We start from the raw sequence: 14,899 nt of genomic DNA, 5'->3' as shown, positions 1-14,899 counted from the left end.
GAATTTATATTTTCTAGACATAATAAAACCGCACCTCCAATTGTTAGTTATTTGTCTAACAAATTGGGTGCGGTTCAAAAGTGGGCGGTTCGCAAGTTGGAAAACTAATTAAGTTGCTATGACCACACCATCTATTTTCTCAGAATAGTGATGGGTTACTGAAGACAGGAGTTTCTCAGGCTTCTGTCTTTTTTAGTTTACGTATATTGCTAACTCTTTTATGCAAAAATCTTCCGTTTTTTAGTTTACAAAATATTTGAATTTTGATAACATGGGAAAATCGCTTTTTTAGAGTTAACTATCTGTTTACATTATAACATGATTTATTAGTAAAAATGCAAGCGAAAAAGTTTTGTTAAAGGAACATAATTTATTAGTAAAAATACAAGAGTGATTCAATGATATCGACAGCTGAGTAAATTCTACTTAGCTGTTTTCTTTTGTTCTGATCAATATTTAGATGTTTCATTAGAGTTTTGTATTTTCCCTGAATAAGTGCTTCATGTGGAACGGACAGGATTTTGTTATTTATGTGGATATTCCGATGTTGTTTCTTGATGTGAGTTAAAAAGATATAATGGAATTATAAGGTATACAAGATTCTCTTGGGAAGGGGACGGGGCTATGCAGAAAAATAGCGAGTTATACAAACGGGTACGATTATCGGGGTATTCAAGAAACATTAAGCAGTATACTTTAGAATCCTATTTTGATTCTGTTTGGGGAGAAGAAGATGAAAAGTACTTGGAGTTGCATCTTGAAATCATAAGGAGAATTCAAAAGAGATATAAACATAGTGATGAAACAATGGTAGTGGTAATAGATTATGTTTTACATATATCAAACGGGATATTGAATTGTAGATACATAGAGTATATTGCTTGTATGGTAATAGGCGAGGGTATTAATACGACGGTTAATCTATTGAAGTATTTATATAACGAGAAACCACTATGGCGAGAGATTGAAAGAGGATTGGAGGCTAAGTGAGTATGCTTATCGTCTTTCGCGCACCGTTCATCATCCTTGGGTTGTATGCCTAAGGCGGTTGCTCGTACATCATCTACAGAAGGAGCTAACCATGCAAGAATTTGCATATTGATTGCTAAAAATTGCGTGGTAAAACACTTGAAATGTAGGCTCATATGCGATATCATGTGCAGACCTCAGAAGTGAGGAAAATATACCTAGAAAGGAATGATGAAATTGAGTCGAGACTTTTACAGGATGGACACTGATAAGAGTTGGGAAGCTTACATGAGAGATGCGATGAGAGATGTAAAACTAAGAGGACAGTACGACGATAACGACATGAACTACACAAATAAATTAATTGAGGATATTGCTTTAAATAGGCGCTACCGTGATAAGTACGATATATTCACGGCTGATGTATCTCCAATGAAGAAAGGAAGATTTATATGGAACTAACAAAAGAACAGCTTATGCAGAAGTTACGAGAAGAACACGGCATTACAGAATTTAAGACAGAAGCACAGCAAGTAAGAGACAGAGAGTATTTTGAGAAGAAGGACAAGCAAGATAAACGATACTTTGTATGGCAAAACACTATCAACCATTTAGCCGTACAATACTCACTGAATCCTATCCAAAAAGGAGCGCTACTTATTATGAGTACCTTCCTAGAAAACAATGGAGACGGAAAGCTATTTGATACTGAGGGTTCTACCTTTACAGTAAACAAGATAGCCGAACTTTCAGGAATGTCCACCCGTCAAGCAAGGAGAATCATAAAAGAGTGTGAAAACATTGGAGCATTGACAATTGAGAAGGTTGGGCGAAACATTGAGATTACCTTCACGGATATGCTTTACAGTTGCGGAACATTGGAGAAGAACAAAATGGATCAATTCGCTAAAGTTTTCAAATTACCTATAAGAGAACTAGCTTCAAAGTTTTCACTAAAGGAATTAGGATTGCTTGCTGATTTGTTACCGCACTTCCACAAAGACAGTCATATCTTATGTGATAACCCTACTTGGAACGGCTCAGAAGGTATGAAAGTATGGAGAAGAAAAGATATCGTTGAAGTTACTGGACATAACAAGAAATTCGTTTCGGCAACAATCATGAAGTTTATCCGAAAAGGGGTCATGTTAGAGACTAAGAGATTGATAGACGTGTTGTATTTACACCCTGATTATGTAAGTCGTAGTGATGAGAAGAAGATTCTAGACACAATAAAAGAAGTCGCTAGCGGTTACGCCAACGACTCCAAAGTTAAATACCGATAATTTCCTAAAAAGTCGTCTCCTCCTCCCCAGGTTTGGACGGCTTTTTAGTTCCTATAAACATTATAGCAATTACACGGAAGAAGCCAATACTAATTGGTAAATATTAGGAGTGTCGATTTTGTCCATTTTTGAGCATTTGAGGGGTTGATTTTGTCCATTTTCGAAATGGCTCAAACCCTTGGGAGAGTAAGGTGAAACCCTGTTTTGTCCACTTCTCACCTCTTATACCTCTTATTTATCTATAGTGTTTGGACATAAATGCATAGCCGTACTAGTAAGATAATATCAATAAAGATACATGTGTCGCACACTCCACATGACGTCGCTATCGCTCCATCTACCGTTACTTATGATATACATATAGATATAATGAACGGATAGTGTGAACGTAGTGAAACACAGGGGAACGTAGTGACACAATCTCTATAGATACACACATGACTGAATCAGTCAAGAATACCTTAATAGATACACTGCATAGATACATACATTCTATAGCTACACTTGATTGACGATTGAAACTACGGTGGATTAATCTCCAAAGGTGATACTTATAAGAAATACCTGATAAGGGTAGGCGTAGCCATTGCATGTATGTAAAACTCTTAAGAGAGTGCCGATGCTCAAACGATATATACTCCTATATATGGGAAATACTCTCGGGAAATGACCTCTAAAGTATACACTATTTTGCATATCTCAACTGTACAACTCATAGAAATCACACCTCTAAAGGGAAGATGTACGGAATAGACATCATTTATGCATCTATATTAGCTAAAACTGAATGCTATAATCCTCATGTGAAGTACTTGGAAGTATTGACACCATTGAAGAAATCCCGTCATTAAAGGATTTCACAATAGGAAGCACCTAAATGACTACCGATAACGCAGATTATGACAACTGAATGTGAAATACATCACGTATTCATTATTTCAACATGGATCGAAATGATAAAACTAAATAGCTACATACTCTCATACACTCTAAAGTAGTCCCGTCCTCACCAGATACAATAGCTACATCCTCCTGAGACTATCCTCTAAAGTAGTCCCATCATATCCAGATAGAATACTTACCTTAGATGTTCCCGTCCTCATCAGGTACATACACACAGGCACAATCCATAATCATACACTGTACGGATACACTCCTCTAAAGTATGCCACTTAAAGCTACACTAGATAGCTACCCTCATATGCTACAGCTATACATACAGTACTATCTATCACAGTACATACAATGAAGAGAGTACATCATACAGTAAGTAGTATCCACACAGGTACATATAAGTATGAGAGCACCACCACACAGAGACACCACACAGACCACTCATTGTGATACAACTACAGAGAGGATGAGACACACCGATGTACGACACACACCACAGAGGATGTGAGACACCAATGAGGGAGACAATGGAGAGGACGACACCGACGATGATACAACAACAGAGACGGCGATGAGAGAGACAACAGAGAAGGAGAGAGACGGAAAGAAAAAGAAATCGAATGAGGAGAGGAAAGGGAAGAAGACGGAGAGAGAAGAGAAAGAGTCAACCACCACAGATACATACTGTGTCTCCTCCTGTGCTCATCACCGAAGAGAATCAGAGAGCGAAAGAAAACTTCGAAGAGGGGACGAGACCTTGGGGGGTATCAAGGAAAGAGTGGAGGTGCAGTCGGGAGTCGTCTCTTAAAAGGTATCCGTGTGTGATTGCCCCATGCCCCCGAAAGTTTCCCTACATGTGATTGGGCAATTGTGACCTCTCAGATTGTCTCAAAAGAGATTCTACAGATATTCGCAATAAAAATGTACCCTAAACGTAAAAAACCTCACAGGAAGGAATCTGGTTGATACAATTGTATCATTGACGGATAATTATATTTAATGTTATAATAAAAAGTTTATCTAAACTATTGACATTTATGGGGCATTCCTCTATAATTATAAATATAGAAGAAATTCCCTCTACAATCGTTTACCTAGTGAGATACGTAAATGAGTAATTCCCACAATTATAGAATCGCCCTTCTCTTAAGAGACCTTCAACGCTCGTTCCCCTAAAAAGTTCAAGTCCACTGAAGTAGTCTCATAGAGTTATTTCCGAACGGTATTTCCACACGAGATGATTCTATGAGGTTACATCCGTTGAATGATACAATCATCGTCATTACGGAAAGTCTCAACCTCATTGCCCATTACGGTTGCAATACTAAATAGTAGGAGTCCTTACTCGGGAGTATCTACCGCACAGGTGCTCCCGTAAAGTACTTCTACCTCCCTTTCTCTATATTCCATTGTGATTTCATTGTTCAGTTCAATCTTATTATCTCCCCTTATAATCTTATAGGAGAGCACGGAAAACTCTCCTGTTAAGCAAAGCTCTTAAGGTACGCTACTGGTTTCATCCTCCTCTCCAGTAAACTTGAGAGTTTTGCTTAATCTATACCCATAGTGTCCCAAAACGGACATATCCCACAAAGAAAGAAGATGATTCCCCTTATGAGAATGACCATTTCGATAAACATTCCTGACATAGACAAGCGTTGCGAGAAAGAATTAAAGTTCCTCATGTACGTCCACTTGTTTGCCAAGAGGCCAATCCAAAACTTGTGCTTCATCTCGGGTATCCAACCTAAACAATTGTACAGAGCTTGGAAGGGTGAAAGCTCCTACCGATCTCAGCAAGCAACCGCACTTGCCTTAATTGCAAATCTACCCTATTCGGTAACTGATGAAACAATCGAGTACGCATGTAAGGTAATTGACTTGATTGCTGAATCATTCGATACAATCCTACAAGATGATAAGGAGGTGTATAATTAATGGGACTACAGAGAGTTAAACGCAACAGACACTTAAATGATGCTCCACTCATTCCAGATACTCAAAAGGACATAGGCGTTTATGGAAAGCACGACAATGCCCTAGCTATGCATGGTGACCTTACATCAGCATTGGATACACTCCGAGAGATTAATCCCAAGTGGGAGAAGTTCCTATTTGCATATGTCGGTGAAGCACAATTTTCTCCCATGAAAGCAGCAGAACTTGTAGGCTACGCACCCCACTACGGATATGCCATCACAAGCGATCCCCGATTTAGATACGCTTATCAGTGCTACAGACAGGAAGCATCCTTCCATGAAATCGCCGATGGTTTTAGACTCCTAAAGAAACTTACAGATATCGCTGAAGATCGAACCACTACTCATGTAGCTCTCCCCACTGGAACGGTGAAAATTCCAACTCCTATCAAAGACCAATCAAAAGCTCTAGAATTGTTAGCTCGCTTCCATGGTTTCTTTGACTCTCAAGCTATGAACGTCCAAGTTGGCAACCGACAAATTATAGTAGACTTTGATGATGCCACTAAGGAAACACTTGCCAAGGAAGGCAAGTTCGATCTTGAGAAAGATGACTTCATAGACGGTGACGACAGAGACACTATTGATGTAGTCATTGAAGATTAAAAGACAAATATAAAACTAGAGCGAATGCTCAATACAATTAGAAAAGGATGATTGAACAATGAATTTAAACAATATCAATCCGCGGGTACTATCACGATTAGAGAAAATGGCACAAGCTGAAGAAGCAAAGTTCCAAGCTGAATTATCTAAAGAGAAACATCTATTGGAACAACTAAAGGATGCAAAACACTACGCTACATACGGCTCAATTCAAAACGCTGAAACTTTAGTCAATATCGATGGTGTGACTTGTTTAGCCACTACAGACGGTCATTCCCGTATTTCATCTATTAAGGTACTCGACCAAGAAGTGTACAATGAGATGAACTTACAAGACAAGCAAGCTATTAAGCAATACGACAAGGTGCTAGCTGCCCGTCTAGACCATAATGATTACACAATTGGAGAGAAATCAGACAAGTTCTATAAAGTATTCTCGGATGCTCAAGGTCAACCATTCGATTTAATCCAAGAGAGAGGTAGAGACATTGAGAAGGAAGTACCATCTTCAGAGGTTTGGAGTCACTTTTCTTCAGCGGAACACCGTCAAGCGGGAATCACTAAAAGAGCAGAAGCTCTTATAGATATCAACTCCCCTCAACATCTTGCAGGACTATCTAAACAGGTTATGGAGCAACAAGCTAAAGTGGAATACATGATTGAGAATGCAGACTTTCCAGTGTCCGCTGAAGGAGGTCAAGGCGAATGAGCACTACTACAACCTCTCAAGAAACACTCCATCAAGTAAAAGCTACAGACGGGGCTTCCTTCATCCTTTCGGATGGGGAGGTCTTGTCTATCCTCAACCGCATGCAGTTCCCCTATGTAAAACCTTCAATAGAATCTCTCCTCACTCATAAGAATCTCATATTAGTACCACGATACAGAATGACAAAGAACCTCAAAAAGTATCATCCCCTGCAAGTACTACGTGAAACAGACTCATATGTATTCATGTGTGAGAAAGAACGCTTTAGGGAGACGGTAGCGCATGAGATTAAAGAATCACACACGAGACACCTTTTAGATGAACTGGACGAGGAAATCTTACAAGGTCGATTAACGGATAAGCGTAGAAATACTTACTTGTTAAAACAAAGCTAAATTATATTTGAAAGCATAGGCTCATCTATAAAGGTGGGTTTTTTTTGTAGATTTAGTCGGAAAACGCAATTTATTGCGGTATTTATTTAACAAAATCCACACTTTGCGGCTTGTACAAATAGTAAGATGTGCGGTAAAATGTGAATAATGATAAACATCGTTAAGAGTAAACGGTATCAACAACCGTATTGAACAAAAACATTCCTCATTATACGTATTCAACCTCTAAAGTATCGTAATTGAGCGAACACGTCCCCTTATTATCGATACATCGTCCACATTCCAATGTCTTTAAATCCTAGTCGTTTATAAATTCGTCCAGCAGCTGGATTGTTATAAAATAAACAAAGTGTTCGGCCGTCTTTCGTAAAGTCTTGAATCATTTTTTGTAATATGAGTGAAGCGAATCCATTTCCGCGATAATTCGGGTGTGTACATACACCAACTACCATAGCGGATAATGAATTTTCAGCGGAAGTAGAGGCGGATGCGATGATTACGCCATCTTCTTCAATAAAGTATGTGCGTCCTGTATTTGTTTGGATAGCCTGTCTTAATATTTTCTCTGATTCATTGGTAGTCGGAAATTCAGCGATGTCACTTCGTAATTTCATAATTCGTTCTATATCATCGAGTGAGGCAAGTTTAATTGTTTCATGAATTGGTGTGCTAGGTAAGTTGTTGTCATTTAGACATTCACAAAAATACATTTCATTTTTGACGCCTAATTGTAGACTTGGAGCAGTTTCAAAATTTTCTACAATAGTTGACTTACCAGAGAGTTTAAGTGGCTTATATGTGGAAAGAAGTGCCTCATAATCAGTGGTAATAAATTCTTCTTTACTATAGGGTATAAATGAATCGTGGAATCGGAGTAGAATTGATTTTAATGTTCCATTCTCTTTAAATACTCCCCATAATTCTTGAAAATCTGTGTCATAACCGAAAGCTTCAATATCTCCAATAATAAACAAGTTAAGGGCTGCTTCTTCTTTTAGGTAAGCGAATACTTGTTCATGATCTTTCTTTGTTAATTTTCTTATCATAAAGAATCGACCTCTTTTTTTATTTTTCTAAATATTACAACTTAAGTTTTTTGAAATCAATATAAAATTTTATGTTTAGTTCACAAACTTTCGGAAAAACTAGGAAAGATATGACAAAGGAGGTTATGAACGGTGGATCATCCAATTCAAGGGTTAATGAAAGCAGCAATGGAAAATTTAAAAGAAATGGTCGATGTAAATACGATTGTTGGAGAGCCTGTTCAGACGGCTGACGGTGGTGTAGTGTTAACGGTTTCTAAAGTAGCGTTCGGTTTTGGAGCAGGAGGTTCTGATTTCCAAACGAATGATGGACAAAGAGCGAACGGTAACCCTGCATTTGGTGGAGGTAGCGCGGGTGGTGTTTCTATTACACCAGTAGCATTTCTTGTGGTGAATAAAGATGGAGTAAATATTCTGCATCTACAAAATGCGACACATTTAGCGGAAAAAATGATTGAATTAGCTCCACAAACAATTGATAAAATTCAATCGATGTTCCAAAAAGATGAAAAGAAAGAGGGAAATCATCATCCTCAAAACCCAGATGAAATCCTTTAAAAACGCCTGCTCACGAGCAGGTGTTTTTTCTTGTAATCACTATGTAATAAAACACATGAAATTGTAAATAGTTTTTGAAGTTTTTTCTATGTTTCTAAAATTTTTCATGTTAAAATATGCTATAGAATTGAAACATATAAAACGAAGGTGGCTAGGTGCTTTGTCTGGAGGATCTGACCAAGTAAAGAATATGATATATATTAATGGTAATCGTCGAGGTCATTGTTTTATTACATCAGGAATTACGTTTAAAGAGTTTGCAAGTAACATCCCTTCACCGCTTCATCAAGTGTTGCTTTTAAAGCATAACTTTGAATGGACAGATTTTCATTATCATACTTTATTTGAATATGTTGAGGAAGAAAATATACATAAGTTAATTCAAGCAGAGATTGATGAATTTGATGAATTTTGTTGGGTAGATTTTGATGATGCAAGCGATTTAGATGAACTAGAGCCAAAAGAAATTGCAGAGCTTTTATATTTGGCTCACAAAAAAGAACCACTTGCAAGAACGTTCTTTCCGTTATTGAAAAATAGATTTGTTTATTTTTCACATGATGACGGATGGTACAACAAAGTGTATTATCGTAGAATTGCAGACTTTGTAGGGATGTTAAGTAAAGTTATTCCTTATAAACTCGGTGCTTTCGGTAAGAAACGTTTTTCTTTCTTCCAAAAATCAAAAATTTTCCCAGCAATTTCAAAAGAAGTGATTATGGGGCTTATTCCATTAATGGAAGATGGTCTTTATATTGATCTGGCAGGGAAAATTGAGTCAAGAAGGGGTCTTGAAATTCCAGTTTATGTAGTCGGTTCGTATGAAAGTACGGATGAGGTACTAGATAATATCGATGAATTGAAAGAAGAAGCAACAGAGACTGGTTGGCTTATTTTTGATAAGAAAGAACAAGAGTGGCAATGGGTTGTGGACTAAGAAAACTTGGCGCATGCAGTCAAGTTTTCTTGTCTTTTGAAAGGAGTACAAATGAAGAAATATTATACAATTGTGGGCATTGTAAGTATTATTCTTGTGGCAATTTTACTTATAACTTGTCCGAAAGAATCAGATTTTAAATTGTATCTAGAAGATAAGTATGCATTGAAATGTGACGAGAGTAGTTTTGAATGCACACAAAATGTAGATGGTAAAAAAGAAAAACTAAAATTTGAAAGTACAGATGCACGAAATGGTGTATTCTTTATGACTGTAAAGCAAACATTTAAAACAGAAGCTGATGTTACGAAAGAATATAGCGGGGTAGGAATGTTTGGTACATTTCTTTTTGTTTCAGAGAAGACTTTCTAGTAATAGAAGGTCTTTTTTTTATGCTTATGTTCATATAGATGAAGTAAGACAAGCATAGGAGGGATATTGATGAAGAACACATGTATTGTTTGTGGCGGTGAGGAGTTTTTCTCTTCTACATTATACGCACGTACAAAACAAGATTGGGCGTATGCACCAAATATGTATCGATTTGAAAAGGTGTTTATTGAGCACCGGGATGAAGAAAATTATCCAGTGTTCCAAGAAATTACAGCAAAGCATTGTTGTGGATGCGGTCATATTATGTTGTATCACGAATGAACACACCAAGTATAACTTGGTGTGTTTTTTTAAAACGCTGACAAAGCAAGCGGATAAAGTAAAGTAAATAAAACAGAAAAACTACCAAAACCAATTGCTGTATATCCAAGTGTTCTTGCTCCGAAATTGACAGCTAATAAGCCAACTAAAATCGCAAGGGAACCGAGTGTAACTGGATAAAATGCAATGGAGAAAAGCGAAAGAAATAAAGCGACATAGCCTATCATTGCACCGGTATTTGTACCTTCTATTTCATTTGCAATTTCTTTACGCTTATGTCTAATTGGTAAGCCAGCTGGTGATATTTCAGCTGCATACTCTTCGTTTTTTTCACCACTTTTAAAATGATGATTTCTCTTTCTTCGCATGTACATCCCTCTCTTTCAATTGGGTGTACCTATAGTATCTTTCATCAAGAGAAGAACATGAGTATGAGTTAAACCCAAGTAAAGCAAAAATTGGAGAATAAAGATTCCTTCATTAGCATGTACATTTCCTTATGAAGATAAAACAGGAATTTTGGAAAATGATGTAGAATGAAATGAGTGATAAAGCGTGAAGGTAGGGGAATATATGACGAAATTTAATTGGCATGAATCAGCAGAAAAGAAATGGGATAGTAGTGCAGAGTTTTGGAATCAAAATAGTCAGGAGATGTGGGACAGCGGGAGTAGGAGTACAATTATTCCGTTTTTTGAACAGTACGTGAAGAAAGAAGCGCAAGTGCTTGATGTTGGTTGTGGTGATGGATACGGTACATATAAATTAAGTCGCGCGGGCTATAAAGCAGTTGGAGTGGATATATCAGAAGTGATGATTCAAAAAGGGAAGGAGCGCGGAGAAGGGCCTGATTTATCTTTTATAAAAGGAGATCTTTCTTCCTTACCATTTGAAAATGAACAATTTGAAGCAATTATGGCAATTAATTCTTTAGAATGGACCGAGGAGCCATTACGAGCATTAAATGAGATAAAGCGTGTTCTAAAAAGTGATGGATATGCATGTATTGCAATTTTAGGACCGACAGCAAAGCCAAGAGAGAACAGTTATCCTCGTTTATACGGCAAAGACGTTGTTTGTAATACGATGATGCCCTGGGAATTTGAACAGTTAGCGAAAGAACAAGGTTTTGAAGTTGTAGATGGAATCGGTGTATATAAGCGCGGAGTAAATGAGAAGATGCTAGGTCAACTCCCTACAGAGTTACAACAATCGTTAACATTCTTATGGGTATTTATGTTAAAAAACGTATAAAGAAATGAAAGAATTTTTAGGAGGTAAATAAGTGCAGAAAATACAAAAAACTGATACAATATCATCAGAACCAATTAAAGGGGGACTAGGGTATATGACAACTACTACAACAGTTAAATCCGACATTGAAATCGCACAAGAAGCGAGTATGAAGAAGATTCAAGAAATTGCAGCTGATTTAAATATTTTAGAAGATGAATTAGAGCCATACGGGCATTATAAAGGTAAGTTATCTCTTGATATTTTTAAGCGCTTACAGAATGAGAAAGACGGTAAAGTTGTTTTAGTAACAGCGATTAACCCAACTCCAGCTGGAGAAGGTAAATCAACAGTAACAGTTGGTTTAGGTCAAGCTTTTAATAAAATTGGTAAGAAAACAGTAATTGCACTTCGTGAACCATCTCTTGGACCAACGATGGGACTAAAAGGTGGAGCAGCAGGTGGTGGTTTTTCACAGGTTGTACCTATGGAAGATATTAATCTTCACTTTACTGGAGATATCCATGCGATCACAACTGCTAATAACGCGTTAGCTGCGTTTATTGATAATCATATCCAGCAAGGAAATACACTTGGAATTGATACGCGTAAAATCGTTTGGAAACGCTGTGTTGACTTAAATGATCGTGCTCTACGTAACGTAGTAATTGGTCTTGGTGGACCAGTTCAAGGTGTACCACGTGAAGATGGTTTCGATATTACAGTAGCATCTGAAATTATGGCCGTATTCTGCCTTGCAACAGATATTCAAGATTTAAAAGCGCGTCTATCTCGCATCGTAGTTGCTTATAACTTTACAAATCAACCTGTAACGGTTAAAGATTTAGGGGTAGAAGGTGCGTTAACATTACTACTAAAAGACGCATTAAAACCAAACTTAGTACAAACGTTAGAAAATACACCAGCTATCATTCACGGCGGACCATTTGCGAATATCGCTCACGGTTGTAACAGTGTTATCGCTACTACAATGGCAGCAAAATTAGGTGATTATGTTATTACAGAAGCTGGATTCGGTGCGGATTTAGGCGCTGAGAAGTTTTTAGATATTAAAGCTCGTGCAGCTGGTATTAAACCAGAAGCGGTTGTTATTGTTGCGACGATTCGTGCGCTTAAAATGCATGGCGGCGTAGCAAAAGATCAATTAAAAGAAGAAAATGTAGATGCATTAGCAAAAGGTATGGAAAACTTACAGAAGCATGTTGAAACAATTCAAAGCTTCGGTGTGCCTTTCGTAATTGCAATTAATAAATTCATTACAGATACAGATGCAGAAGTTGCATACTTACAAGAATGGTGTAATGAGCGTGGCTATGCAGTATCCTTAACGGAAGTTTGGGAGAAAGGCGGCCAAGGCGGAGTTGACCTTGCTGAAAAAGTGTTAAAAGAAATTGAAAAAGGTGAAAACAACTACGCACCACTTTATGAATTAGAATTACCATTAGAAGAGAAAATTCGTACAATTGCTCAAAAAGTGTACGGCGCAAAAGATATTGAATTTGCTCCGAAAGCACGTAAGCAATTAGCTCAATATGAAGGAGAAGGTTGGAGTAACCTACCAGTTTGTATGGCGAAAACACAATACTCTCTTTCTGACGATGCAACGAAATTAGGTCGCCCATCTGACTTTATCGTTACAATTCGTGAGCTAAAACCATCTATCGGTGCAGGCTTTATCGTTGCGTTAACAGGAACAATGTTAACAATGCCAGGCCTTCCAAAACAACCAGCAGCACTACAAATGGATGTAAATGAAGATGGAAAAGCAGTAGGTTTATTCTAAAAGGTTGTAATTCATCTCGTTTATCTGTAAACTATATATACATCAAGTGGCGCCTTTCCATCGAAAGGCGCCTGTTTTTTGGAGGAAATTATGTTTGATCCAACTGCTTTTGATAATTTAAAAGTAATCGTAGAAGGCGCTGTTTATGATTTTGATTTACATGGAGATATTCTTGTAACTGATCGAAAAGATATGATGGACCTTGCTTCATTAAGTCGTATATATCATATTTCATTTCAATTAACAGAACCATTCGAACCGTTAGTAGAAGCAACATTTTCACTATCTGTAGATGCAAAGAACTTGTCTGGTGAAATATTAGAAGTACCACAATTTACACCAGGTTGTGAAATGAAATTAGCATTTTCATTCCCGATAGAAAAACCAGAAGTAATGTGCAAAGAAATTGAAACTTTCATGCATTCTATATGGGGAAAAGAAAGAATGATTACGCAAAAACTTTCATACGAATATAATAAGCAAGCGATTTCATATCATAATAAGGTAGAGGTTCTATTTCAAAAAGCGATTACAGAAGACCATGTTGATGATTTAATAGCTGTTATTTCACACATGATAGAAACGGTGCGAACAATACAACATTTTCTTCAAAAATAGAGATAAAGGAGAAAAACAAATGATAAAAGATATGCAACCATTTTTACAACAAGCTTGGGAGAAGGCTGGTTTTAAAGAATTAACTGAAATTCAAAAACAAGCGATTCCAACTATTTTAGAAGGACAAGACGTTATAGCTGAATCTCCAACTGGAACAGGAAAAACATTAGCGTACTTATTACCCCTTTTACATAAAATTAATCCTGAAGTAAAACAGCCCCAAGTTGTTGTTTTGGCACCAACACGTGAACTTGTCATGCAAATTCATGAAGAGGTTCAAAAGTTTACAGCAGGAACTGAGATTTCAGGTGCATCTTTAATTGGTGGTGCAGATATTAAGCGCCAAGTTGAAAAATTAAAGAAACACCCAAGAGTGATTGTCGGTTCACCAGGACGTATTTTAGAATTAATTCGTATGAAAAAGCTCAAAATGCATGAAGTGAAAACAATTGTATTTGATGAGTTTGATCAAATTGTAAAACAAAAGATGATGGGCGCTGTACAAGATGTAATTAAATCTACGATGCGCGATCGTCAATTAGTATTCTTCTCGGCTACAATGACAAAAGCTGCAGAAGATGCGGCACGTGACTTAGCAGTTGAACCACAATTAGTACGTGTAACACGAGCAGAGTCAAAAAGCTTAGTTGAGCATACGTATATCATTTGTGAGCGACGCGAGAAAAATGATTACGTAAGAAGAATTATGCATATGGGCGATGTAAAAGCAGTTGCTTTCTTAAACGACCCATTCCGTTTAGACGAAATTACAGAGAAATTGAAATTCCGTAAAATGAAAGCAGCGGCTCTTCATGCAGAAGCAAGTAAACAAGAGCGTGAAGCGACGATGCGTGCTTTCCGCGGAGGAAAATTAGAAATTTTACTTGCTACTGATATTGCAGCACGCGGTATCGATATTGACGATTTAACACATGTAATTCACTTGGAATTACCAGACACAGTAGACCAATATATTCACCGCTCTGGACGTACTGGACGTATGGGTAAAGAAGGAACTGTTGTATCTCTTGTAACACCGCAAGAAGAGCGTAAATTACTACAATTTGCGAAAAAACTAGGTATCGTATTTACGAAGCAAGAAATGTTCAAAGGAACATTTGTAGAAACAAAACCGAAAGCACCAAAGAAAAAGAAACCAGCATTTACTGGGAAGAAAAAGCCTAGATAAATGATGAGGAAGGCGTAACTAT

At 37.3% G+C, this 14,899-nt stretch carries 17 protein-coding genes; 15 read left to right on the top strand and 2 right to left on the bottom strand.

Annotated features, from left to right (window positions below; genetic code table 11):
- The first annotated feature begins 624 nt into the window (after positions 1-624).
- From PDQ33_RS14960 to PDQ33_RS14930, 7 genes are all read left to right on the top strand, one after another.
- Positions 625-990, top strand: coding sequence for a DnaD domain protein (locus PDQ33_RS14960; RefSeq protein WP_076873623.1), 366 nt, complete (start codon positions 625-627; stop codon positions 988-990).
- A gap of 267 nt (positions 991-1,257) precedes the next feature.
- Positions 1,258-1,431 (top strand): hypothetical protein, encoded by a 174-nt coding sequence (locus PDQ33_RS14955; RefSeq protein WP_179098834.1) that lies wholly within the window; start codon positions 1,258-1,260, stop codon positions 1,429-1,431.
- A complete protein-coding gene (locus tag PDQ33_RS14950) occupies positions 1,422-2,255 on the top strand; it encodes a hypothetical protein (protein ID WP_076873625.1) in 834 nt (277 codons plus the stop codon). Before PDQ33_RS14955 ends, PDQ33_RS14950 begins: the two co-directional genes overlap by 10 nt.
- A gap of 1,465 nt (positions 2,256-3,720) precedes the next feature.
- On the top strand, positions 3,721-3,957 hold the full coding sequence (locus PDQ33_RS14945; protein WP_270756031.1) for a hypothetical protein: 237 nt from the start codon (positions 3,721-3,723) through the stop codon (positions 3,955-3,957).
- 1,129 nt (positions 3,958-5,086) lie between these two features.
- Positions 5,087-5,734, top strand: coding sequence for a hypothetical protein (locus PDQ33_RS14940; RefSeq protein ID WP_076873627.1), 648 nt, complete (start codon positions 5,087-5,089; stop codon positions 5,732-5,734).
- Positions 5,735-5,792: 58 nt separating this feature from the next.
- Positions 5,793-6,443 (top strand): hypothetical protein, encoded by a 651-nt coding sequence (locus PDQ33_RS14935; RefSeq protein ID WP_270782912.1) that lies wholly within the window; start codon positions 5,793-5,795, stop codon positions 6,441-6,443.
- Positions 6,440-6,838: a hypothetical protein gene (locus PDQ33_RS14930; RefSeq protein WP_076873629.1), complete on the top strand. Its 399-nt coding sequence runs from the start codon at positions 6,440-6,442 to the stop codon at positions 6,836-6,838. Before PDQ33_RS14935 ends, PDQ33_RS14930 begins: the two co-directional genes overlap by 4 nt.
- A gap of 260 nt (positions 6,839-7,098) precedes the next feature.
- On the opposite strand, the gene PDQ33_RS14925 is transcribed toward PDQ33_RS14930, so the two are convergent.
- Entirely contained in the window at positions 7,099-7,884 is a 786-nt protein-coding gene (locus PDQ33_RS14925; protein ID WP_061130725.1) for a GNAT family N-acetyltransferase, read from the bottom strand.
- A 132-nt stretch (positions 7,885-8,016) separates the two neighbouring features.
- Here PDQ33_RS14925 and ytfJ point away from each other — a divergent pair, with 132 nt between their 5' ends.
- From ytfJ to PDQ33_RS14905, 4 genes are all read left to right on the top strand, one after another.
- Complete coding sequence (gene ytfJ, locus PDQ33_RS14920; protein WP_000349987.1) at positions 8,017-8,442, top strand: GerW family sporulation protein; 426 nt, start codon at positions 8,017-8,019, stop codon at positions 8,440-8,442.
- Between the two features lie 160 nt (positions 8,443-8,602).
- Complete coding sequence (locus tag PDQ33_RS14915; protein ID WP_000014090.1) at positions 8,603-9,379, top strand: oxalate:formate antiporter; 777 nt, start codon at positions 8,603-8,605, stop codon at positions 9,377-9,379.
- Between the two features lie 51 nt (positions 9,380-9,430).
- On the top strand, positions 9,431-9,751 hold the full coding sequence (locus PDQ33_RS14910) for a hypothetical protein (protein ID WP_000761180.1): 321 nt from the start codon (positions 9,431-9,433) through the stop codon (positions 9,749-9,751).
- Between the two features lie 69 nt (positions 9,752-9,820).
- Positions 9,821-10,033, top strand: a complete 213-nt coding sequence (locus PDQ33_RS14905; protein WP_000798747.1) for a hypothetical protein — start codon at positions 9,821-9,823, stop codon at positions 10,031-10,033.
- 29 nt (positions 10,034-10,062) lie between these two features.
- Here the strand turns inward: PDQ33_RS14905 and PDQ33_RS14900 are convergent, their stop codons facing one another.
- Entirely contained in the window at positions 10,063-10,401 is a 339-nt protein-coding gene (locus PDQ33_RS14900; RefSeq protein ID WP_001253207.1) for a hypothetical protein, read from the bottom strand.
- 187 nt (positions 10,402-10,588) lie between these two features.
- Between PDQ33_RS14900 and PDQ33_RS14895 the strand changes: the two genes are divergently transcribed.
- From PDQ33_RS14895 to PDQ33_RS14880, 4 genes are all read left to right on the top strand, one after another.
- Positions 10,589-11,287, top strand: coding sequence for a class I SAM-dependent methyltransferase (locus PDQ33_RS14895; RefSeq protein ID WP_140385459.1), 699 nt, complete (start codon positions 10,589-10,591; stop codon positions 11,285-11,287).
- A gap of 94 nt (positions 11,288-11,381) precedes the next feature.
- The gene (locus PDQ33_RS14890) at positions 11,382-13,070 is read left to right on the top strand and encodes a formate--tetrahydrofolate ligase (protein ID WP_333491740.1); all 1,689 of its coding nucleotides are present in this window, start codon (positions 11,382-11,384) and stop codon (positions 13,068-13,070) included.
- 90 nt (positions 13,071-13,160) lie between these two features.
- Positions 13,161-13,688 carry a hypothetical protein gene (locus tag PDQ33_RS14885; RefSeq protein ID WP_042874954.1) on the top strand — a complete coding sequence of 176 codons (528 nt, stop codon included), beginning with the start codon at positions 13,161-13,163 and terminating at the stop codon, positions 13,686-13,688.
- 19 nt (positions 13,689-13,707) lie between these two features.
- Positions 13,708-14,877: a DEAD/DEAH box helicase gene (locus tag PDQ33_RS14880; protein WP_270756027.1), complete on the top strand. Its 1,170-nt coding sequence runs from the start codon at positions 13,708-13,710 to the stop codon at positions 14,875-14,877.
- Positions 14,878-14,899 lie beyond the last annotated feature (22 nt).

The organism is Bacillus cereus group sp. Bc031 (assembly GCF_027716265.1).
Classification (GTDB): Bacteria; Bacillota; Bacilli; order Bacillales; family Bacillaceae_G; genus Bacillus_A; species Bacillus_A paranthracis.
This window is presented reverse-complemented; position numbering and strand designations above follow the sequence as displayed.

Bases quoted from the DNA above. Each gene is read 5' to 3' on its own strand.
- PDQ33_RS14890 (WP_333491740.1), top strand. From the start codon at position 11,382: ATGACAACTACTACAACAGTTAAATCCGACATTGAAATCGCACAAGAA.
- PDQ33_RS14925 (WP_061130725.1), bottom strand. From the start codon at position 7,884: ATGATAAGAAAATTAACAAAGAAAGATCATGAACAAGTATTCGCTTAC.
- PDQ33_RS14935 (WP_270782912.1), top strand. From the start codon at position 5,793: ATGAATTTAAACAATATCAATCCGCGGGTACTATCACGATTAGAGAAA.
- PDQ33_RS14945 (WP_270756031.1), top strand. From the start codon at position 3,721: ATGAGAGAGACAACAGAGAAGGAGAGAGACGGAAAGAAAAAGAAATCG.
- PDQ33_RS14905 (WP_000798747.1), top strand. From the start codon at position 9,821: ATGAAGAACACATGTATTGTTTGTGGCGGTGAGGAGTTTTTCTCTTCT.
- PDQ33_RS14900 (WP_001253207.1), bottom strand. From the start codon at position 10,401: ATGCGAAGAAAGAGAAATCATCATTTTAAAAGTGGTGAAAAAAACGAA.
- PDQ33_RS14955 (WP_179098834.1), top strand. From the start codon at position 1,258: ATGAGAGATGCGATGAGAGATGTAAAACTAAGAGGACAGTACGACGAT.
- PDQ33_RS14950 (WP_076873625.1), top strand. From the start codon at position 1,422: ATGGAACTAACAAAAGAACAGCTTATGCAGAAGTTACGAGAAGAACAC.
- PDQ33_RS14885 (WP_042874954.1), top strand. From the start codon at position 13,161: ATGTTTGATCCAACTGCTTTTGATAATTTAAAAGTAATCGTAGAAGGC.
- PDQ33_RS14880 (WP_270756027.1), top strand. From the start codon at position 13,708: ATGATAAAAGATATGCAACCATTTTTACAACAAGCTTGGGAGAAGGCT.
- PDQ33_RS14940 (WP_076873627.1), top strand. From the start codon at position 5,087: ATGGGACTACAGAGAGTTAAACGCAACAGACACTTAAATGATGCTCCA.
- PDQ33_RS14910 (WP_000761180.1), top strand. From the start codon at position 9,431: ATGAAGAAATATTATACAATTGTGGGCATTGTAAGTATTATTCTTGTG.
- PDQ33_RS14960 (WP_076873623.1), top strand. From the start codon at position 625: ATGCAGAAAAATAGCGAGTTATACAAACGGGTACGATTATCGGGGTAT.
- PDQ33_RS14930 (WP_076873629.1), top strand. From the start codon at position 6,440: ATGAGCACTACTACAACCTCTCAAGAAACACTCCATCAAGTAAAAGCT.